Consider the following 18,805-nt stretch of genomic DNA (forward strand, 5'->3'; position numbering starts at 1 on the left):
CGGGCGCCTGCGTAAGGGCGTCGCGCTTAGGGTGGCGCCGGACGGGGCGATCCGGCCGGTTCCGGCTGAGATCGCTCCCGCCGGTGCGGACACCCGCAGATTCCCGGGGACGCTGCTTCCGGGACTTGTCGATGCCCATGTGCACTCGGCGCTTGTCGATCTGGGCACGGTTCGGGCTGGGGGGATCGCCGAGGTGTGGGATCTCGGTGGGGTTCCGTCGGAGGTCGCGGGGCTCGCCGAGCGGGGGCGGCAGGCGGGTGCAGGGCTGCCGCGTATCCGTTTCGCTGGACCGTTTCTGATCGCACCCGGGGGCTATCCGAGCGACCGTTCGTGGGCGGCGGCAGGCAGTTGGCGGGAGATCAGCACGGCTGCCGACGCCGGTGCCGCGGTCGCCGACCTTGCCACGGGCGGCGCGAGCCTGGTCAAGGTGACCGCGCACACCGGTGGGCCGCAGCTCGCACGGCCGGTACTGGAAGCGCTGGTGACCGCCGCGCACGCGGCCGGGCTTCCGGCGGTCGTGCACGCGGAGGGGGCGGGGACGGTCGAGGCGGCGTACACGGCCGGGGCCGACATCCTCGCGCACACTCCCTGGACCGAGCGGATCGACGACACGCTGCTGCGGGCCTGCGCGCAGCGCATGCGCTGGATCAGCACCCTGGACATCCACGGCTGGGGCGATCCCGATCCGGCGCGGCAGGTCGCCGTCGACAATCTGCGGCGGTTCATCGGGTACGGCGGGGTGGTCCGCTACGGGACCGACCTCGGCAACGGGCCGCTGCCGGCCGGGATCAACATTCGGGAGATCCGTCTGCTGGAGTCGGCCGGGCTGACTCCCGACGCGGTCCTGACCGCCATGACCGAGAAGGACAGCACCACAATGTCCTGGATCTCCGGCGGTCTCGACCTCACTCCGGAGCGGTTCGCCGACACACTCGCTACGGCCCGTGTCCTTGACACCGGAGCCGACCCCCGCTCCTGAACACCGAAGCGTGCCGACTTGCGGTGCTGTAGGTCGGCACGTGCGAGAGGCGAGAGGCGGGGCGGGAGCGAGCGCGGGAGGTGGGTGGGGGCGAGGGCTCTTTGGGGGCGTACCGCAGCGGGGGTTGTCTGAAGTTGGTCATCCGGGGGTTGAGGCGGCCACCACCCAGATGGTCAGGACGGCCAGGAAAGTGCCGCTCGCGCCGGCTGCCTCCACGCATGCCAGCCACTCTTCGCGTAGGCCGGGTGGGGTGGCCCATGCCGATTCGGGGACGTCGGGGTTGACCATCGGCAGTACCACGGCGGCTGACTCGGGCGTGGCGAAGAAGCACGTCACCGGGGTGGCCGTCAGATCACGCAGGCCGGCAGCCACCAGACGGCGGCGCAACGTGCGGCCCATGTCGTGCTGCTGGGGCGTGAAATGGCCGTGCACGTGGCCCAGCACCATGTCGCCCAGACCGGCCGGCATGCCGTCGAAGGCCAGGGAACCCCAGTCGGTGTCGATCAGGCAGATCCGGCCGCCGGGGCGGGTCACCCGGATCAGTTCGCCGATCACCGCGTCGGCGTCGTCGACGTGTTGCAGGAGACGCTCGCACCACACGCCGTCGACGTGGCCGTCGGGCAGGTGCAGATCCCCGGCGTCGCCGGTCAGGTAACGCACGTTGCTGCCGTCGTGCGAGCTGATCGCGGCCGCCGTCATCGCCGACGAGTGGTCCACCGCCAGGATCTCGCCCTGCGCGCCGACCGGGACGGCCAGCGCGCGGGCCACCTCGCCGTTGCCGGAGCCGGCGTCGAGCAGCCGCTGGCCGGCTGCGGGCTGCAGCGCGTCGAAGGCGATCCGGCGGACCCGCCGGATCTCCGGATGCCGGCCCATCGCGGTGAGCGCGTCGAGCACGATTTCCGACATCTGTGCCGTGAGGCCGTCGATGTCGGAAAAGGGCGTCCGGTCCTTCTGCGCGGGTTCCATCCCGCAATTGTTCATCTGGCGGGCGCCGATCGGCTGTCGCCGTCATCCATCCGACAGGCGCGGTACCTGCCCTTTCGCTAGATCAAGCGGCAAGTGTTCGCGATCCGTACACGGATCGGCCGCGACTTCAACCCGTACGCTCCGTGATGTCTCGCGCATCACACGTAACCGGTGAAATCATCGGCAACAGGCAGGCAACCGATGTGTAAAAATTCCGGACATGATCGAACGGGTGAAGTTCGGGCTGGTCGGCTTCGGCACCGGCGGCCGGGTGTTCCATGCGCCGCTGATCGCGTCGGCGCCGAACATCGAATTCGTCGGTGTGGTGACCACGTCCGAAGAGCGTCAGGCCCAGGTGGCCGCGGAGTTGCCGGGTGTCGCGACGTATGACTCGATCGCCGCGCTGGCCGCCGACGGCGTCCAGGCGGTGGCCATCTCGACGCCGGCCGCCACCCATGCCGGCCTGGCCGTCGAGGCGATCGAAGCGGGGCTGGCGGTCGTCGTCGACAAGCCGTTCGCGCTCGACGCCGACGCCGCCCGCAAGCTGGTCACCACGGCCGAGGAGGCCGGTGTGCTGCTGACCGTCTACCAGAATCGGCGGTGGGACTCCGACCTGCTGACCATCCGCAAGCTGGTGGAGAACGGGTCGCTCGGCGACGTCAAGCGGTTCGAGTCGCGGGTCGAGCGCTGGGCGCCGGACCGGCTGCCCGGTGCCGCCGGTGGTGGCACTCTGCTCGACTTCGGTTCGCACCTGGTCGACCAGGCGCTTCAGCTGCACGGCCCGGTCTCACGGGTGTTCGCGGAGCTGCACGGACCGGACGGTGGTCTCGACGACGACTTCTTCGTGGCCCTGCACCACACCGGTGGCGTCGAGTCGCACCTGTGGGGTTCGTGGCGCCAGGCCGGACCCGGCCCGAGGTTCCGGGTGACCGGCTCCGCCGGCACGTTCATCTCGCCCGAGCTGGACTACCAGGAGACCCTGCTGAAGGCCGGTAAGACCCCGGCTCTGATGGGCGACCGCTGGGGGGTCGAGCCGGAGCACCGCTGGGGTCACCTGTTCCGTGGTGCCACCGGCGCCCCGGTCGAGAGCTGCCGGGGCCGGTGGGACACGTTCTACCCGGCGGTGGCCGAGGCGGTGGCGGGCACCGGACCGCTGCCGGTGGACCCGTGGGACTCGGTCCGCGCCATGGAGATCCTGGACGCGGCCCGCAAGAGCGCCCTGACCGGCACCACCGTAGAGGTCTGACACCCGAAAGCGTGGTGACCTGGGGTGTGGATCGAACCTCAAGTCACCACGCAGGGCGGTGCGCTTGGAGGCGTGGTGACCTGGGGTGTGGATCGAACCTCAGGTCGCCACGCAAAAAAGGTCAGTCGCTGACCGGGCGCATTCGGTTCAGGAGCTGGTCCAAGGGCATGCTGGCGAAACTGATCCGGACGTCGCTGGAGGCGTACGGCAACCAGAACCGCCCGTCGTGGACGATCCCGCCGCACGAGTAGAGGACGTTGGGCACGTACCCCTCGCGTTCGATCTCGTCCGGGTCGATCAGACCGTCCGGCAGGTCGGCGATCACCTTCGAGGGGTCGTCCAGGTCGAGGAGCATGGCGCCGATGGCGTAGCGCCGCATCGGCCCGACTCCGTGGGTGAGCACCAGCCACCCGGCTGGGGTCTCGATCGGCGAGCCGCAGTTGCCGACCTGGATTAGGTCCCAGCCGCGGTGCGGCACGAGCACCGGCCCGACGTGCTGCCAGCGGTGCTTGTCGTCGCGGGCGCTGAGGCCTAGGGTCTCGCCGTCGGAGCGGCAGAGCGCGTACTTGCGCCCGTTGATGTAGCGCGGGAACAAGGCCATGCCCTTGTTGCGGGCGGCCGGCCCGTGCAGGGTGGTGACTTCGAAGTGCCGCAGATCCCGGGTGAAGATCACGCGGCCGGCGATGTTGAACCCGTCGTACGCGGTGTAGGTCGCCTGGTATGCCATCCGCCCGTCGGGGTCGAGCACCTGCACGAACCGGGCGTCCTCCATGCCGCGGGACTCGGTCGGCGTGGACGGCCACAGCACCCGCTGGTGCAGCGGGACGGTGGCCGGGAAGGTGACCGCGTAGTCGGCGCCGACGATGCGCCGGATGGACTCCAGCGCGGTCGGCGTGTTGGGCCGGGCCAGGAGTTCGGCGGGCAGGTGGCCGAGGATCTCCTCGAACTCGTGGTCGTCGTAGCGTTCCGGCAGAGCGTTCAGCACGTACGCGGAGGCCTCGGTGTCGATCTCCTCCTCGGCGAGCGCCGCTTGCAGCTGGTGCCGCATGTGTTTGGCGCCGACCCGGTGGCCGATCGTCAGCGGCCCGTCCCGGTCCTCCATCCGCAGTGCCGGGCCGGGGCCGAGGATCGCGGAGCAGAAGCCGATCGAGGAGATGTGGCCCTCGCCGATCTGCCGCAGGCTGAGGGCGACCCGTAGTTCGCCGGGGAGCATTTCGGACTGGTCCGGATGCGGCACCATCGACGGGTTGCAGAGGGCGGCCGCCTCGACCGAGAACTCGTGGCTGAAGTAGGCGCCGATCAGCGTGCGGGCGGCCGGGGAGAGTTCGATCTCCGCTGGCACCCGGTGCTGCACCACTTCGTAGTGGTGCTGGAAGACGCCGAGGATGTCGTAGTGCCGCCCGGCGAACCGGGTGAGCACGTCGTCGAGCAGCGCGTTGATCTCGCTCTCGTCGAGTCGCAGGATCCGTTCGATCAGCATGGACGCCCGGTTGTGGACGGCGTGCGCGTCCTCGCCCGGAACGAACAGTTTGATCACGACGCGCCGGCCGTCCGGCGCCATGGTGATGTCGTGGCGGGTGATGTCCGTGGTGTTCACCGTTGCAGTCACGCTGGGCCGCCTGACGGTCGGGTCGCGCTTCGGCTCGCCAGCGTGCGGGCATGCTGGAGGGTGGAGACGAGCGCGAGGGTGGATTCGGCTCCTTGGTTCAGATTAGGACCATTGGCCGTCAATCCGTCATAACATCCGCCAGTATCCGCGTCATACATCACCGATCCGGTGTCGTTGTCCCCGAGGAACCAGGTGATGGCCTGAAAGAGCGGGGCGTCCCACTGTTCGTCGCCGGTGATCGCGGCCGCGGTGGCGCAGGCGTCCGCGGTGGCCGCCACCTCGATCGGTTGCTGGTCGAAACGATCCGTTCGCGAAACGCCCGAGCGCCACCCCCGGACCGGCACGGTGGAGAGGTGCCCGTCGTTGTCCTGCATGCGGCACAGCCAGGCGAGCATGCGCAGGCCGTCGGTGAGCATGCTCTCGTCGCCGAGCAGGTCACCGGCGGCTATCACGACCTCGGCGAGCGACGGATTGGCGTACCGCAGCTCGGGTTCCGGCCAGACCCAGTCCGGGCCGGAACCGGGCAGCCCGATCACGGTGGCGGCGTCGCCGAGGAGTTCGGCGACCGCCGGGTCGTGCGGACCGGCCCGCAGAATCTCGGCGGCACCCAGCCCGGCGAAGGCCATCGCCCGCGGCCAGGGGGAGCGCTGGTGCAGACCCTGCCGGAAGGCGATGGTCGCCTCCCGGCGGATCCAGCTGGTCGGCCCGTGCGCGGCGGCGGTGCCGAGTCCCCACATGGCCCGTCCCCAGCAGTCGCCGAGGCCGGGTTCGTCGGTCCAGCGGCGATCCCAGCTCATCCGGTTGCGAAAGTCGCCGTCGGCGCCCTGGGCATGGGTGAGGAAGGCCAGGTACCGCTCGGCCAGCCGGACCAGTTCGGGTCCGGGCCGGGGTTCGCGGGCCACCACGAGCAGCCCGCGGGCCACGTCGTCGACGCAGTAGCCGTGTTCGCGCCGGGCGATCGCGTTGCGGGCGTGTTCGAGAAGCCCGGTGTCGTCGGAGAGCCGGAACACGTGGTCCCAGCAGGGTTCGGGCACGTCGCGCAACTGGATGGGCGGCGGGAGCAGCCGCAGCGTCTGCCCCATGTCTAGGCGGGGATCGTCTCGGCCGCGAGCGGCCGGCGTTCGGCGGTCAGCCGGGCGGCCAGTGCCTGGTAGCGCGCGGCCACGGCGGGCCAGCGCAGGGTGGGCCCGCCGGCGAGGCCGGCGATCCGGCCGGGGAGACCGGGTTCGGCCAGGACGTGCCGGATGGCCACGGCCATCGCTTCCGGATCCTGATGCGGTACGAGCAGGCCCGGGCCGTCCGCGAGCAGTTCCACCGCGTGCGGGAACTCGGTGGCGACCACCGGCACTCCGGCGGCGACCGCTTCGATCAGCACCCCGGACGTGACCTGTTCGGTCGAGTCGTAGGGCAGCACCACCGCGTCGGCCGACCGGATCAGCCGGGACAGCCCGGCGGGCTCCAGGTAGACGTCCAGCCACTGGACACAGTCCTCGACGGCCAGTTCGGCGGCGAGGTCCTTGAGTGACTCACGGTAGGCGTCGCCCTGGTGTTCCAGGACCTTCGGGTGGGTACGCCCGGCCACGGTGTAGAGCGGCCGCGGTCGTACGTCGTCGAGGTACGCCAGGGACCGCAGCGCCCATTCGATGCCCTTGCCCGGCCCGAGCAGTCCCCAGGTGAGCAGGTGCGGCCGGTCGTGGTCCTCGCGTGGGGTGCCACTGTGGCTCGCGGCGCCGTGCGGGATCACCGTGATCTTGCGCGGGTCGACGTCGTAGTAGCTGGTGAGCCGCTGCCGAGCGGTGTCGGTCATGGTCACGACGGTGTCGGCGGACTCGGCGATCTGTTCGAGGACGGCGCGCTGCTGCCGGTCGGGGTGGGTGAGCACGGTGTGCAGCACGACGATCGACGGGATCCGCAGCGCCTGGAGCACCGGCAGCACCTCGTCGCCGGCGTCACCGGGATAGATGCCGTACTCGTGCTGGATGATCGCGATGTCGTAGCGGTTCAGAGCGGCGGCGGCGGCCATCCACCCGCCTGGCCGGTCGGTGTTCCAGGTGTGGACGACGCGTGGTGCGGCCCGGTCGAGCGCTATCCCGGCGCCGGCGTTACCGCCCGCGAGAAGGCGAACCACCCCCGATGCTCCGGCGCTGCCAGGCAGATGCGTGGCGAGGGCCGCATTGAATGTCGCCAAACCGCATTGTGTGGGGGGATAAGTGCTCAAAAACCCGTATGTGGCGGGCATAACTGGGCCTTTCTCCTCGGCCGGCTGCACACCCGCAGCACGGACTCAGCGCGCGCGGGCACGGTGCCGCACACCGCGGGTGAACGGCACATACGCGGCACAGGAATATGGCCCGTTTAACGCGCAATTCACATTGCGACGTTAACAAGATTTAGGTAATCAACTGACGATTTTTCGGTAAATCGCCAGGTACTCGTCGACCATGCGTTCCGCCGAGAAGCGTTCCCGGGCACGCGCCGAGCAGCCTGCCCGGTCGATGGCCGCGATCCCCTGAACCGCGGCAACGGCCTCGTCCACCGAGTCCACCAGCCGTCCGGTGACCCCGTCGTCCACCACTTCGGGCATGGACCCTTTTCGGTACGCCACGACCGGCGTCCCGCAGGCCATCGATTCGACCACGGAGAGCCCGAACGGCTCGGCGAACCGAATCGGGTGCAGCAGGGCCGCACTTGAGCCGAGGATAGCCCCTCGCTCCTGCGGGCCTACCGAACCGAGATAGACGACACGATTCCCATCGATCAGGGGTTCCACACATTCGGCGAAATAGTCGCGGTCCTGCACGATTCCGCAGATGACCAGCCGCCGACCGGCCCGGCGGGCGATCTCGATGGCGATATCGGTGCCTTTGTCCGGGTGAATACGCCCGAAAATGATCAGATCATCACCAGCGTCGGCTTGAAACGGCAGCCCGGTCAGGTCGACGCCGTGGTGAACGGTCGCCAGGTAGTCGAGATCGGGGGAGCGGTCGGCGTCCGAGATCGAGACGAAGTGTGACCTGGCCCGCGCGTACGCCGGAAGGATGTTGTTCCCGGAGAAGCCGTGCACCGTGGTCAGCATCGGGGCGCGGGAGTGCGCCGAGAAGGCCAGCGGCAGCCAGTCCAGGTGATTGTGGATCAGATCGAACTCGCCGGAGCGGGCCAGCGCGTGACTGACATGGATCGCCTCCCACACCCGGCCGTCGATCGCGGCGCTCTCCTCGTAACCGGTGGGGACCACCCCGTCGAGCGCCGCCTTCGTCACCGAGTCGAGAGTGGCGAAGAGTGTGACGTCGACACCGCGTTCGGTCAGTCCCTCGGCCAGCAGGCTGGTGATCAGCTCCCAGGGGCCGTAGTGCCGGGGCGGCGTCCGCCAGGCGATCGGCCCCAGCAATGCGATCTTCACGACAAATCCGAATTCCCGTGCATAACCACGTGCACAGTATGCATCCCCGGCGACCGGGCGGTTCTCGTGTTAGAGAAGAGCAATGACGGATTCGTGGTGGAAACAGTCGGTCGTCTATCAGATCTACCCCCGCAGTTTCGCGGACGCCGACGGCGACGGCATGGGCGACCTGCGCGGGATCATCGACCACCTCGACCATCTGGCCGAACTGGGCGTCGACGTGCTCTGGCTCTCCCCGATCTACCCCTCACCGCAGGACGACAACGGCTACGACATCAGCGACTACCAGGACATCGAGCCGCTCTTCGGTGACCTGAAGACCTTCGACGAACTGCTGGCCGCCGCCCACGAGCGAGGCCTGAAGATCGTCATGGACCTGGTGGTGAACCACAGCTCCGACGAGCACCGGTGGTTCCAGGAGAGCCGATCGTCCAAGGACGCCCCGAAACGTGACTGGTACTGGTGGCGGCCCGCGCGCGCCGGCATGGAACCGGGTGCCCCCGGTGCCGAGCCGACCAACTGGGGATCGGTCTTCGGCGGCTCCACCTGGGAGTTCGACGAGACGACCGGTGAGTACTACCTGCACCTGTTCTCCCGCAAACAGCCCGACCTCAACTGGGAGAACCCTCAGGTGCGGGAGGCCGTCTACACGATGATGCGCTGGTGGCTGGACCGTGGGGTGGACGGTTTCCGGATGGACGTCATCAACATGATCTCCAAGACGATCGGTACGGACGGTTCACTGCCCGACGGGCAACTGCCGGTCGGTTCGGCGTACGCCGACGGCTCCGCCGGTTTCCTGGGTGGCCCGCGACTGCACGAGTTCCTTCAGGAGATGCACCGGGAGGTCTTCACTGGACGCGACGGCCTGCTGACCGTCGGCGAGATGCCCGGCGTCACGGTGGACGCGGCGATCCTGCACACCGACCCGGAACGGCACGAGGTCGACATGGTCTTCCAGTTCGACCACGTCTGGGTGGACCGCGGCTCCGACCCGTGGACGGTCCTCCCGCTCCAGCTCACCAAACTCAAAGCGGTCCTCGGCAGGTGGCAGGCCGGGCTCGCCGAGGTGGGCTGGAACAGCCTCTACTGGAACAATCACGACCAGCCGCGGGTGGTCTCCCGCTACGGCGACGACAGCCCCGAGTACCGGGCGGTCTCGGCCAAGATGCTCGGCACCGTCCTGCACCTGCACCGCGGCACGCCCTACGTCTACCAGGGCGAGGAACTCGGCATGACGAACCACCCGTTCGGTGGCATCGACGAGTTCCAGGACATCGAGGCGCGCGGCTTGTACCGGCAGGCGGTCGAGCTGGAGAACCGTACGCCCGAAGAAGTTCTGACGGTCTTGCGGGCCCGCGGCCGCGACAACGCGCGCACCCCGATGCAGTGGGACGACTCGCCGAACGGCGGGTTCAGCACCGGCACGCCGTGGCTGCCGGTCAACCCGAACCACGTCGAGATCAACGCGAAAGCGCAGCGGGCCGATCCGGACTCGGTCTTCCACTACTACCGTCGGCTCATCGAACTGCGCAAGACCGAACCGGCGGTGGCTGGCGGCGACTTCACCATGCTGCTGCCGCACGACGAGCGCCTGTACGCCTTCACCCGCCGCCTCGACGGCACCGAACTGCTGGTGATCGGCAACTTCACCGGCGAGACCGTCCGCGCTGAGATCGACGGCTGGGCGGGCGCCGAACTCGTGCTGACCAACCTGGACAGCCCGCCGGACGACCTGACTCTCGGCCCCTGGCAGGCCGTCGTCTACCGCCGGTCGGTCTGACGCATCATCGCGCCGAGAATCGCGAGTGTGAGCCGCCGCCCGGCCAGCCGTTGCGCCCCGATCGCGATCCGGTTGGGCAGGCCGGTGATCAGGCTGGGCGGCGGGTTGCGCCGGTCCAGGGCGCGGATCGCCTGGTCGACGACCCGGTCGGCGCTCATCCGCGCCATGCCGCCGTCGGCGTTCTGCCCGGCCACGTCGAAGAACTCGGTGTTCGTCGGGCCGGGGGAGAGCGCCATCACCCGCAGCCCGGTGCCGCGCGATTCCGACCAGAGCGCCTCGGTGAAGCTGAGCACGTAGGCCTTGGTGGCCGCGTAGACCGCGAGGGTCGGGCCCGGCTGGTAGGCGGCGATGCTCGCCACGTTGACCAGCACCCCGCCGCCGTGTGCGCGCAGCCCTTCGATGAACGCCCGGCTGATCTCGGTCAGGCTCGTCACGTTCAGGGTGATCTCGTCGGTGATCCGCTGCGGGTCGGCCTCATGGAACCGCGTGTGCGTACCGAAACCGGCGTTGTTGATCAGGCTGGTCACTTCGATGCCCTGCTCGGCCACCGCGGCGGCCAGCTTCCCGCCCGCGCCCGGCTGGGCCAGGTCCATGCCGATCGTGGTGACCTGAACCCCGGACAGCTCGGCGGCCAGGCTCTCCAGGCGATCGGTACGCCGGGCGACGAGGACCAGGTTCGAGCCGCGCGCGGCCAGGCGCCGGGCGAACAGGGCGCCGAGGCCGGAGCTGGCACCGGTGATCAGGGTGGTCTGGTTGCGGTAGTCGACGGCCATGAGTGAAACGGTATGCCTCTGGGTAACGCGTACTCATGACCAGCCAGGTGATGCACAAGCAGGGTTGGCTCGGACTGGCCGGGTTCGTGGCGGCCGCCGCGGTGGCCGCCGGGCTCGGTGGGCTCGGAGTGGCCGGGACCGCCGGTGAGTACCAGAGCCTCCAGCAACCCTCCTGGGCTCCGCCGTCGTGGGTGTTCGGCCCGGTCTGGACCGTGCTCTACCTGATGATCGCGGTCAGCGGCTGGCTGGTGTGGCGCCGGACCGGCTGGTCACCGGCCCTCAACTGGTACGCGGCCCAGCTGGTCCTCAACGCGATCTGGACCCCGATCTTCTTCGGGTTCGGGCAATACGGTCTCGCCCTTCTCGACATCGTGGTTCTCTGGGTGTTGATCGGGGTCACGGCGTGGAAGTTCCGCCCGACGTCACCGCCCGCGGCGGGTCTGCTGCTGCCGTACTGGGCCTGGGTGACGTTCGCGACCGCCCTGAACGCCGCCATCTGGCTGGCGAACTGAAAGATCTGAACTTTTTTCACCGAACTCCCCACCCGCTCTGCCGCTAACCGGCAGGGTGTCTGTTGGCCGCCGGGCATCCGAAATGACCCGTTCTGCCGGTGGCCAGGGGAGTTCACATGCGCCGCAACCGGCTCACCGCACGTCTGCTCGCCGCCCTGGTGGTCACCACCGGGGCGGTAGCCGTGCACGCACCGGCCGCCGGTCCGGGCCCCGTGGCCGAGGGAGCCGCCGCCGGTCCGGTCCTGCAGTCCTTTCCGCTGGCCGAGAGCCGCCCGCGGACGGTCTACTCCGGGATCGCGGCCGGGCCGCACGTCGCCGCGACGGCTCCGCGGAGCACCGGACCCTTCAGCCTGGTCGGAGTGACCTGGGCCGATCCGCGGTCGATCCCGGCCGGAGTCGTCGAGGTCCGGACCCGGCACGCCGGCACCGGCATCTGGACGTCCTGGCAGGCCCTGGAGATCGACAACCCGGACGCCTCGGTGGGTGCGGAGGGGCCGGCGATCCGTGGCTCCAGCGATCCACTCTGGGTGGGGCCGTCCGACGGCGTGCAGAGCCGCGTCGTCACGGCGGGCCGGGCCGGGCCCTTCCCGGCGGATCTCCGCGTCGACCTGATCAACCCGGAGGGTGCCGTCCGGCGAGAGGTCACCGTCGGCACCAGGTTGGTCTCCGCCCGGAACGCGGGCCCGGCGAAGCGTGCGGTCGTGCTGCCGGTCCGGCCGATGCCCCGGATGGTGACCCGGAACGGCTGGCGCGCCGACGAGGCGATGGTCGTCGAACCGCCCGAGTACACCGGGGCCGTGCACGTCGTCTTCGTGCATCACACCGCCTCCGGGAACGCCTACGAGTGCGCCCAGTCGGCCAGCATCGTCCGGGGCATCGAGGCCTTTCACGTCCGTAGCAAGGGCTGGAACGACATCGGCTACAACTTCCTCGTCGACAAGTGCGGGCGGATCTTCGAAGGGCGGGCCGGTGGGGTCAGCCGGTCGGTTCTCGGCGCGCACACGATGGGGTTCAACGAGAACGCCAGCGCCATCGCGGTGATCGGGGACTTCCGGGCCACCGGGATCTCGGCGGAGGCCCGTGCGGCGGTGGCGCAGTTGGCCGCGTACAAGCTGGGGGCGTCCGGGAATCCACCGCTCGGCAAGGCCGGCCTGGTCTCCACCGGCAGCGACCGGTTCGCGAAGGGGTCCAGGGTGGTCCTGAACCGGATCTCCGGCCACCGGGACGCCGGCCGGACCGAATGCCCGGGGAACTCGCTGTACGCGCAGTTGCCGGGGATCCGGGCGGTCGCGGGCGCCGCCCCGGCACGGTTGCGGTACCGCGGGGTGAACGGGACCCGGGAGTACGCCGGGAAGTACTACACGAGGGGCCCGGCCGGTCCGGCCTGGAACCTGGACACCCCGAGCCGGATGATGGACCGGTTCGAGGTGTACGTGGACGGCCGGCTGTCGGCGGCCGCGCCGTCGGGGCACCGGCAGGCCGGGGTCCGGCTGGCACCGGGCGCCCACCGGGTGACGGTGCGGGCGGTTCACCTGTCCGGGCGGATCGCCACGACCACGGCCCAGGTGGTGGCCGATCCGGTGGCGCCGAAGTTCACCGGCACGCCGCTGGTGTCGTTGCGGGAGGGCCTGGTCGGGGTGTCCGCGCCGGTCCGGTTGAGCTGGTCGATCACCGACACATCGGGACTGGACGCGGTACGGGTGTCCGGCTCGGCTGCCGAGTCGCTGTCCGGAGCGGCCCGATCGCTGGCGGACAAGGCCCGGCTCGGTGACCCGGCGACGTGGACCGTCACGGCCACCGACCGGGCCGGGAATTCCTCGAACGACTCGGTCACCCGTACCCCCGTGTTGTTGACGGAGGCGGAGGCACCGCGGACCGGGACCTGGCGAGCGATCCGGGATCAGGGTCATCTCGGCGGTGAGGCCGTCGCCGCCTCGGCCGCCGGTGCCTCGCTGAGCTGGACTTTCACCGGCAGTTCGGCCGCCGTGGTGGCCGGTCGGACGGCGGGCTCGGGGCGGGTGCGCGTCTATGTGGACGACGAGTTCCAGGGTGTGGTCGATCTGCGGTCGGCGGCGCCGCAGTACGCCCGCGCGGTGTGGACCCGGTCCTGGCGCAGCAGCGGCACCCACACGATCCGGGTGCAGGCCGAGGGCACCGCGGGCCGGCCGTCGGTGGTGCTGGACGGCCTGGTCTACTTGCGATAGTCGCGGAGCGTGATGGCGTCGGCCTTACTGAACTGGCGCTCCGCGATCTGCTTCGACGGCCAGCGGGTCATCATCCGCATCGACAGCACCCGGAGCCCGATCATCATCCGGGACCGTGGTGCGAACATGCGCATCCCGCCGGGCGGCAGTTCGAGGCCGGTCGCCACATAGTCGGTCATCTCCCGCTGGTACGCCGCGAACGCCTGCCGGGGGTCGGTGGCCGTGGCCAGTTCACCGGCGAGCACGTACGCCCCGACCAGGCTCATGCTGGTGCCCAGCCCGGCCAGCGGTGACCCGCAGTAACCGGCGTCGCCGAGCAGGACCACCCGGTCGTTCCACCACCGGTCGACCCGCACCTGGTTGATCGAGTCGAAGTAGAAGTCATCGGCGGACGGCATCGCGGCCAGCAGTTCCGGGACACGCCAGCCGGCCCCGGCGAGCCGTGCGGTGATCAGTCGTTCGGCGTCGGCGCGGGGCAGCCGGTCGAACGACGGATCCGGATGCGGGAACGACAGCGAGGCCTTGGCGGTGCCGCCGTTCTCCGGCCGGATCATGGCGACCCGCCCGCCGACGGCGTTGTACATCAGCAGCCAGTGGTCCAGATCGCCAGGATCGGGCACGGTGAAGTAGGTCGTGTAGCCGCCGAGGTAGCGGACGAACCGCTCGTCGGGGCCGAAGGCCAGCCGCCGGGTGGACGAGTGGACGCCGTCAGCGCCGACGATCACGTCGTAGTCGGCGCTACCGCCACTGGCGAACGTCACCCGGCCGCCGTCGATCGCGGTGATCCGGTCACCGAACCGGTAATCGGTTCCGGTGGTGGCCTCCAGCAGGATGCGAGCCAGGTCGCCGCGGGCGATCTCGATCTCGGCGACGATGCCCTCACCACCGAACGCGGTGGCCGGTAACTCGGCGAGCCGCCGCCCGGCACTGTCGACCAGGGCGAAACCGCGCTCGTCGACCTGCCGTGCCCGGATCTGCTCGCGCAGTCCCATCTTCTCCACAACGGTACGGGCCACCCCGCGCACGTCGACCGCGTGCCCGCCCGGCCTCGGTTCCGGTGTCCGCTCGACCACTGTCACGTCGGCGCCGGCCCGCTGCAACCAGAACGCCAGCGCGGGCCCGGCGATCCCGGCCCCGGAAATCAGTACACGCATCTCCCCGCCCCTCTGCGTACTCTGTACATCGATGTACTGGACGTTAGGCACCGTTAATATCCAGGGCAAACCGCACTAGTACGGAAAGGCTGGTGTACTACCATGGAGTCCCCGTACCGCCGGATCGTCGCGGAGATCCGCCGCCGCATCGAGACCGGTGAACTCCGGCCCGGCGACCGGGTGCCGTCGGCCCGCGCCATCACCCGCGAGTGGGGGGTCGCGATCGCCACCGCCACCAAGGCGCACGCGGCACTGCGGGAGGCGGGCCTGACGACCGCCCGGCCCGGTGTCGGGACGGTGGTGGCCGGCCCGGCCCCGCCGAAACAGACCGATCTCAGCCTGGACCGCATCGTCGCCGAGGCCATCACCATCGCCGGCCGCGACGGTCTCGCCGAGGTCTCCATGCGCCGGATCGCCGCCGGGCTGAACGTCGCCACGATGTCGCTCTACCGGCACGTGCCGAGCCGTGACGACCTGGTCCACGCCATGATCGACGCGGCGCTCGGCGACCTGCGCGTCCCGGCCCGCTACACCGGCGACTGGCGCACCGACCTGGACCGGTGCGCCCGCGCCCTGTGGGCGGCCTTCCAGCGGCACCCGTGGCTCGGGCCGTCGATGTCGGTGACCCGCCCGCAACCGGCGCCCAACGCGCTGCGCCTGGGCGAATGGCTGATGGGCGCGCTGGGGCCGACCGGGCTCGGGGTCACCGACCGGATGCTGGTGCAGGTGCTGCTCTTCAGTTTCGTGCGCGGGGTGGCCAGTGGGCTGGAGCCGGAGGCGCTCGCCGTGCGGGACACCGGGATCTCCGACGAACAGTGGATGGAACGCCAGGCCGGGGTGTTCGCCCGGTTCGTAGAGCAGCACCCGGCGCCGCATTACGAGCAGCTGTTCCGGGGCGATCTGGACTTCGAGTTCGACCTGGACGTGCTCTTCGAGTTCGGCCTGGCCCGTCTGCTCGACGGCTTGGCGGTGTGGATCAATCGGTGATCGTCACGACGACCTTGCCCCGGCCGTGGCGGGACTCCACCTCCGCGTGCGCTTCGGCGATCCGGTCGAACGGGTGGGTGCTGATCCGGGTCCGGACCTTCCCGGCGGCGGCGAGGGCGGCGACCTCGGCGAGCCGCTGCGGTGACCGCGCGGCCCGCACCACGACGGCGCCGTGCTCGGCCGCGGCCTCGTCGTCGACGATCGTGCCGACCCGCGCCGGCGCGACACCCAGGGCGATCGACTGGGCGACAGCCGGCCCGCCGGCGGCATCGAGGGCGACGGTCGGCACCAGGCCGGTGGCGCGGACGGCGTCGATCAGTTCGTCGCCGTACGGCACGGCGACCGCTCCCAGCTCCCGCAGGAAGTCGTGGTTGCGCGGACTGGCGGTGCCGAGCACGATCGCCCCGGCGAGCCGCGCCAGCTGGATCGCGAGCGTGCCGACACTGCCCGCACCGGCGTGCACGAGCAGTACGTCGCCGGCGGTGACGCCGAGTTCACGCAGGGCCCCGCTGGAGGTCTGGGCGGCGGCGACCAGCCCGGCCGCGGTCGGGAAGTCCAGCTCGGCCGGTTTGCGGACCACGTTCTCGGCGGCGACCGTCAGCAGTTCGGCGGCCCCACTGAGCATCGTCGAACCCATCACCGGGTCCCCGACGGCGAACCCGTCGACACCCGCACCCAGCGCTTCGACGACCCCGGCGTACTCCTGACCGATCTGTTGCGGGAAAGAGGCCTTGACCCAGGGCATCCGCCCCTGGCGGACCGCGACGTCGAACGGCTGGACCCCGGCCGCCCGCACCCGCACCAGCACCTCCCCGGGACCGGGCACCGGATCGGGCAGCTCGGCCAGGTGCAGGACGTCGGGCGGACCGTAGACGCGGAAGACAGCGGCTCTCATCCGGGCAGTCTGCGAGTTGAATGAAGGTTGAGGTCAAGCCCCGAAGGGGGAGCTGATTGCAGCCCGCACACTCGGGGCTCGATACGGTATGCGGGTGTCTCAGATCCCGTGGTGGGGGCTGCCCCTGGTGGCGGTGGTGTTCGCACTCGCCGGTGCCGCGGCGGCGCACCTTGTCTTCGCCCGTAACAGTGAACTGCTCAACCGGACCATCCGCGACCGTCGGTGGTACGACGAACGCAACGAGGCGTACTGCCGGCTGCTCGCCGCTTTCGAACACGCCACGCAACGCTTGCGGGTGACGTTCGAGTCGGGGGAGAAGCCGCCGACCGCCTTGAACTACGTCGACCAGATCGGCCCGGCGCTGATGCCGGTGCGGCTGCTCGCCTCGGGGCCGGTGCGTAGCGCGGCCCTGGCGGTGCATCTGCAGTTGGAGCGTCTGCACGGCGAGATGAACCCGGCCGGGGTGGCCGGGGTGCAGCCGCAGACCCACTTCCGCGAGCTGCTGGCTCAGGTGCCGCTGGTGATGCAGCAGTTCGAGGCGGCGGTCCGGGACGAACTCGGGATCATGGACACTCCGCCGAAGTCGCTGCCGTCACGCAACGGGAGGGCACCGCTGCGGAAGGCCAAGGAAGTGCCCTGAGCACCCCTTTCTGCAAACGTTTGCATCGGGCAGGATCGAGGGCGTGACTGATCTACGTACTCCCCTCGATCCTGTCTCCGCCGCCATCGCCGACGGTGGCATCGTCGCCATCCTCCGCGCGCCCACCTCCGCCGGATTCGCCGCGGTCGCCGATGTCCTGGTCGCCGCCGGGATCACCGCGCTGGAGGTCACCCTCACCTCGCACGGCGCTTTGGAGGCGATCTCCGGCCTGCGGCGGCAACTGCCCGACTCGGTCCTGGTCGGTGCGGGCACCGTGCTCACCGAGGACGACGCGAAAGCCTCCGTCGACGCCGGAGCGTCCTTCCTGGTGGCTCCGGTCAGCGGCCTCGGACCGCAGCCGGTGCCGTTCTACCCGGGCACGTTCAGCCCGACCGAGGTCTACGCGGCGCACCGGTCCGGCGCCCCGCTGATCAAACTCTTCCCGGCCGGCGGTCTGGGCCCGGCGTACCTCAAGGATCTCCGGGGTCCCCTGCCGGACGTGCGGATCATGCCGACCGGCGGCATCGGCCTGGAGGACATCTCGAAATGGCTGGTCGCGGGCGCGGTCGCGGTCGGTGTCGGCGGTCCGCTGGTCGGTGACGCGGCCGTCGGCGGCAGCCTCACCGCCCTCGCCACCCGGGCCCGGCACGCGGTGGACGCCGTGGCGTTCGCCCGCTCATGAGTGGCCTCTTCACGCTCGGCGAGTCGATGGGCATCTTCGTCGCCGACCAGATCGGCCCGATCGAGCACGCCCGCGGCTTCACCCTCGGTGTCGCCGGCGCGGAGAGCAACGTCGCGATCGGGGTGGCGCGACTGGGCGGGTCCGCGACGTGGGCGGGCCGGCTCGGCCCGGACGCGGCCGGCGGTCTGATCAAAACCAGACTTCGAGCCGCTGGGGTACGGGTGATCGCGGTCCCCGACCCGGCCCACACCGGTCTGATGATCCGTTATCAGCGGTCGGCCCAGTTCATCCAGGCCGACTACCACCGGGCCGGGAGTGCCGGTTCCCGGCTGAGCCCCGCCGACCTCCCGCTCGACGAGATCCGCGCGGCCGGGATCGTGCACGTCACCGGCATCACCCCGGCCCTGAGCGACACCTGCCGGGCGGCGGTCTTCCAGGCCGTGGAACAGGCGCGGGCGGCCGGGGTGCCGGTGTCGGTGGACGTCAACTACCGGAGCAAGTTGTGGTCCCGCGCCGACGCGGCCCCGGTCCTGCGTGATCTGGTGAGCCGGGCCGATGTGGTCTTCGCCGGCCCGGACGAGGCGGCGATCTTCGTGGACTCGAAGGACCCGGTGGACGGTCTGGCCCGGCTCGGTCCGTCCGAAGTGATCGTCAAGGACGGGGCGCGCGGTTGTGTGGCAGTGATCGACGGCGCACGTCATGAGGTGCCCGCGCTGCCGGTGACCGCGATCGACCCGGTCGGGGCTGGGGACGCCTTCGTGGCCGGGTACCTGGCCGACCGGCTGGCCGGTGTGGACGCACACGGGCGGCTGCGGACGGCGATCGCCGCGGGTGCGTTCGCGGTCACCGTCCCGGGTGACTGTGAAGGACTCCCGAACCGCGCTGAGCTGGCCGCACTCTCCGGCGGCGACATAAATCGATAGAACGGTGGTTAGCCCGCGGGCTGGCCGGGTATCCATTGCTCGACGGACAAGT

At 70.4% G+C, this 18,805-nt stretch carries 17 protein-coding genes; 9 read left to right on the plus strand and 8 right to left on the minus strand.

Going from position 1 to position 18,805, the window contains the following annotated elements; genetic code table 11:
- Positions 1-31 precede the first annotated feature (31 nt).
- Positions 32-979, plus strand: a complete 948-nt coding sequence (locus tag BLU81_RS41845; RefSeq protein WP_231953770.1) for an amidohydrolase family protein — start codon at positions 32-34, stop codon at positions 977-979.
- Positions 980-1,117: 138 nt separating this feature from the next.
- Here the strand turns inward: BLU81_RS41845 and BLU81_RS41850 are convergent, their stop codons facing one another.
- Complete coding sequence (locus BLU81_RS41850) at positions 1,118-1,945, minus strand: methyltransferase domain-containing protein (RefSeq protein ID WP_092554541.1); 828 nt, start codon at positions 1,943-1,945, stop codon at positions 1,118-1,120.
- A gap of 220 nt (positions 1,946-2,165) precedes the next feature.
- On the opposite strand from BLU81_RS41850, the gene BLU81_RS41855 reads away from it, so the two are divergent.
- Complete coding sequence (locus BLU81_RS41855) at positions 2,166-3,191, plus strand: Gfo/Idh/MocA family protein (protein ID WP_092554543.1); 1,026 nt, start codon at positions 2,166-2,168, stop codon at positions 3,189-3,191.
- A 121-nt stretch (positions 3,192-3,312) separates the two neighbouring features.
- Here the strand turns inward: BLU81_RS41855 and BLU81_RS41860 are convergent, their stop codons facing one another.
- The 4 genes from BLU81_RS41860 to BLU81_RS41875 form a co-directional block, all read right to left on the minus strand.
- Positions 3,313-4,800, minus strand: a complete 1,488-nt coding sequence (locus BLU81_RS41860) for a glycoside hydrolase family 130 protein (RefSeq protein WP_092554545.1) — start codon at positions 4,798-4,800, stop codon at positions 3,313-3,315.
- Positions 4,797-5,882 (minus strand): glycosyltransferase, encoded by a 1,086-nt coding sequence (locus BLU81_RS41865; protein ID WP_172890719.1) that lies wholly within the window; start codon positions 5,880-5,882, stop codon positions 4,797-4,799. The genes BLU81_RS41860 and BLU81_RS41865 overlap by 4 nt, the downstream gene beginning before the upstream one ends.
- A gap of 2 nt (positions 5,883-5,884) precedes the next feature.
- Positions 5,885-7,039, minus strand: a complete 1,155-nt coding sequence (locus tag BLU81_RS41870) for a glycosyltransferase (protein WP_092554547.1) — start codon at positions 7,037-7,039, stop codon at positions 5,885-5,887.
- 159 nt (positions 7,040-7,198) lie between these two features.
- Complete coding sequence (locus tag BLU81_RS41875) at positions 7,199-8,200, minus strand: glycosyltransferase family 4 protein (protein ID WP_092554549.1); 1,002 nt, start codon at positions 8,198-8,200, stop codon at positions 7,199-7,201.
- 82 nt (positions 8,201-8,282) lie between these two features.
- Here BLU81_RS41875 and BLU81_RS41880 point away from each other — a divergent pair, with 82 nt between their 5' ends.
- Positions 8,283-9,983, plus strand: a complete 1,701-nt coding sequence (locus BLU81_RS41880) for a glycoside hydrolase family 13 protein (protein ID WP_092554551.1) — start codon at positions 8,283-8,285, stop codon at positions 9,981-9,983.
- Here the strand turns inward: BLU81_RS41880 and BLU81_RS41885 are convergent.
- Positions 9,965-10,756 carry an SDR family NAD(P)-dependent oxidoreductase gene (locus BLU81_RS41885; protein ID WP_092554553.1) on the minus strand — a complete coding sequence of 264 codons (792 nt, stop codon included), beginning with the start codon at positions 10,754-10,756 and terminating at the stop codon, positions 9,965-9,967. The genes BLU81_RS41880 and BLU81_RS41885 overlap by 19 nt on opposite strands.
- 35 nt (positions 10,757-10,791) lie before the next feature.
- Between BLU81_RS41885 and BLU81_RS41890 the strand changes: the two genes are divergently transcribed.
- Positions 10,792-11,268, plus strand: a complete 477-nt coding sequence (locus tag BLU81_RS41890; RefSeq protein WP_092554554.1) for a TspO/MBR family protein — start codon at positions 10,792-10,794, stop codon at positions 11,266-11,268.
- Positions 11,269-11,384: 116 nt separating this feature from the next.
- Entirely contained in the window at positions 11,385-13,472 is a 2,088-nt protein-coding gene (locus tag BLU81_RS41895) for an N-acetylmuramoyl-L-alanine amidase (protein ID WP_092554556.1), read from the plus strand.
- Here the strand turns inward: BLU81_RS41895 and BLU81_RS41900 are convergent.
- Entirely contained in the window at positions 13,460-14,626 is a 1,167-nt protein-coding gene (locus BLU81_RS41900) for an FAD-dependent monooxygenase (protein WP_092554558.1), read from the minus strand. The two genes, BLU81_RS41895 and BLU81_RS41900, sit on opposite strands and share 13 nt — an antisense overlap.
- 102 nt (positions 14,627-14,728) lie before the next feature.
- On the opposite strand from BLU81_RS41900, the gene BLU81_RS41905 reads away from it, so the two are divergent.
- Entirely contained in the window at positions 14,729-15,613 is an 885-nt protein-coding gene (locus BLU81_RS41905; RefSeq protein ID WP_092554560.1) for a TetR/AcrR family transcriptional regulator C-terminal domain-containing protein, read from the plus strand.
- Here BLU81_RS41905 and BLU81_RS41910 read toward each other — a convergent pair.
- Positions 15,603-16,508, minus strand: coding sequence for an NADP-dependent oxidoreductase (locus BLU81_RS41910; protein WP_092554562.1), 906 nt, complete (start codon positions 16,506-16,508; stop codon positions 15,603-15,605). The genes BLU81_RS41905 and BLU81_RS41910 overlap by 11 nt on opposite strands.
- An 88-nt stretch (positions 16,509-16,596) precedes the next feature.
- Here BLU81_RS41910 and BLU81_RS41915 point away from each other — a divergent pair, with 88 nt between their 5' ends.
- Genes BLU81_RS41915 through BLU81_RS41925 form a run of 3 tightly spaced genes read left to right on the plus strand, consistent with a single transcriptional unit; the run spans position 16,597 to position 18,753 of the window.
- Positions 16,597-17,148, plus strand: coding sequence for a hypothetical protein (locus BLU81_RS41915; RefSeq protein WP_231953771.1), 552 nt, complete (start codon positions 16,597-16,599; stop codon positions 17,146-17,148).
- 43 nt (positions 17,149-17,191) lie between these two features.
- Entirely contained in the window at positions 17,192-17,830 is a 639-nt protein-coding gene (locus BLU81_RS41920; RefSeq protein WP_092554564.1) for a bifunctional 4-hydroxy-2-oxoglutarate aldolase/2-dehydro-3-deoxy-phosphogluconate aldolase, read from the plus strand.
- On the plus strand, positions 17,827-18,753 hold the full coding sequence (locus BLU81_RS41925; protein ID WP_092554566.1) for a sugar kinase: 927 nt from the start codon (positions 17,827-17,829) through the stop codon (positions 18,751-18,753). Before BLU81_RS41920 ends, BLU81_RS41925 begins: the two co-directional genes overlap by 4 nt.
- Positions 18,754-18,805 lie beyond the last annotated feature (52 nt).

Source organism: Actinoplanes derwentensis (genome assembly GCF_900104725.1).
GTDB classification, from domain to species: Bacteria; Actinomycetota; Actinomycetes; order Mycobacteriales; family Micromonosporaceae; genus Actinoplanes; species Actinoplanes derwentensis.

Bases quoted from the DNA above. Each gene is read 5' to 3' on its own strand.
- BLU81_RS41865 (WP_172890719.1), bottom strand. From the start codon at position 5,882: ATGGGGCAGACGCTGCGGCTGCTCCCGCCGCCCATCCAGTTGCGCGAC.
- BLU81_RS41925 (WP_092554566.1), top strand. From the start codon at position 17,827: ATGAGTGGCCTCTTCACGCTCGGCGAGTCGATGGGCATCTTCGTCGCC.
- BLU81_RS41910 (WP_092554562.1), bottom strand. From the start codon at position 16,508: ATGAGAGCCGCTGTCTTCCGCGTCTACGGTCCGCCCGACGTCCTGCAC.
- BLU81_RS41870 (WP_092554547.1), bottom strand. From the start codon at position 7,039: ATGCCCGCCACATACGGGTTTTTGAGCACTTATCCCCCCACACAATGC.
- BLU81_RS41850 (WP_092554541.1), bottom strand. From the start codon at position 1,945: ATGGAACCCGCGCAGAAGGACCGGACGCCCTTTTCCGACATCGACGGC.
- BLU81_RS41890 (WP_092554554.1), top strand. From the start codon at position 10,792: ATGACCAGCCAGGTGATGCACAAGCAGGGTTGGCTCGGACTGGCCGGG.
- BLU81_RS41855 (WP_092554543.1), top strand. From the start codon at position 2,166: ATGATCGAACGGGTGAAGTTCGGGCTGGTCGGCTTCGGCACCGGCGGC.
- BLU81_RS41915 (WP_231953771.1), top strand. From the start codon at position 16,597: ATGCGGGTGTCTCAGATCCCGTGGTGGGGGCTGCCCCTGGTGGCGGTG.
- BLU81_RS41900 (WP_092554558.1), bottom strand. From the start codon at position 14,626: ATGCGTGTACTGATTTCCGGGGCCGGGATCGCCGGGCCCGCGCTGGCG.
- BLU81_RS41905 (WP_092554560.1), top strand. From the start codon at position 14,729: ATGGAGTCCCCGTACCGCCGGATCGTCGCGGAGATCCGCCGCCGCATC.
- BLU81_RS41880 (WP_092554551.1), top strand. From the start codon at position 8,283: ATGACGGATTCGTGGTGGAAACAGTCGGTCGTCTATCAGATCTACCCC.
- BLU81_RS41895 (WP_092554556.1), top strand. From the start codon at position 11,385: ATGCGCCGCAACCGGCTCACCGCACGTCTGCTCGCCGCCCTGGTGGTC.
- BLU81_RS41885 (WP_092554553.1), bottom strand. From the start codon at position 10,756: ATGGCCGTCGACTACCGCAACCAGACCACCCTGATCACCGGTGCCAGC.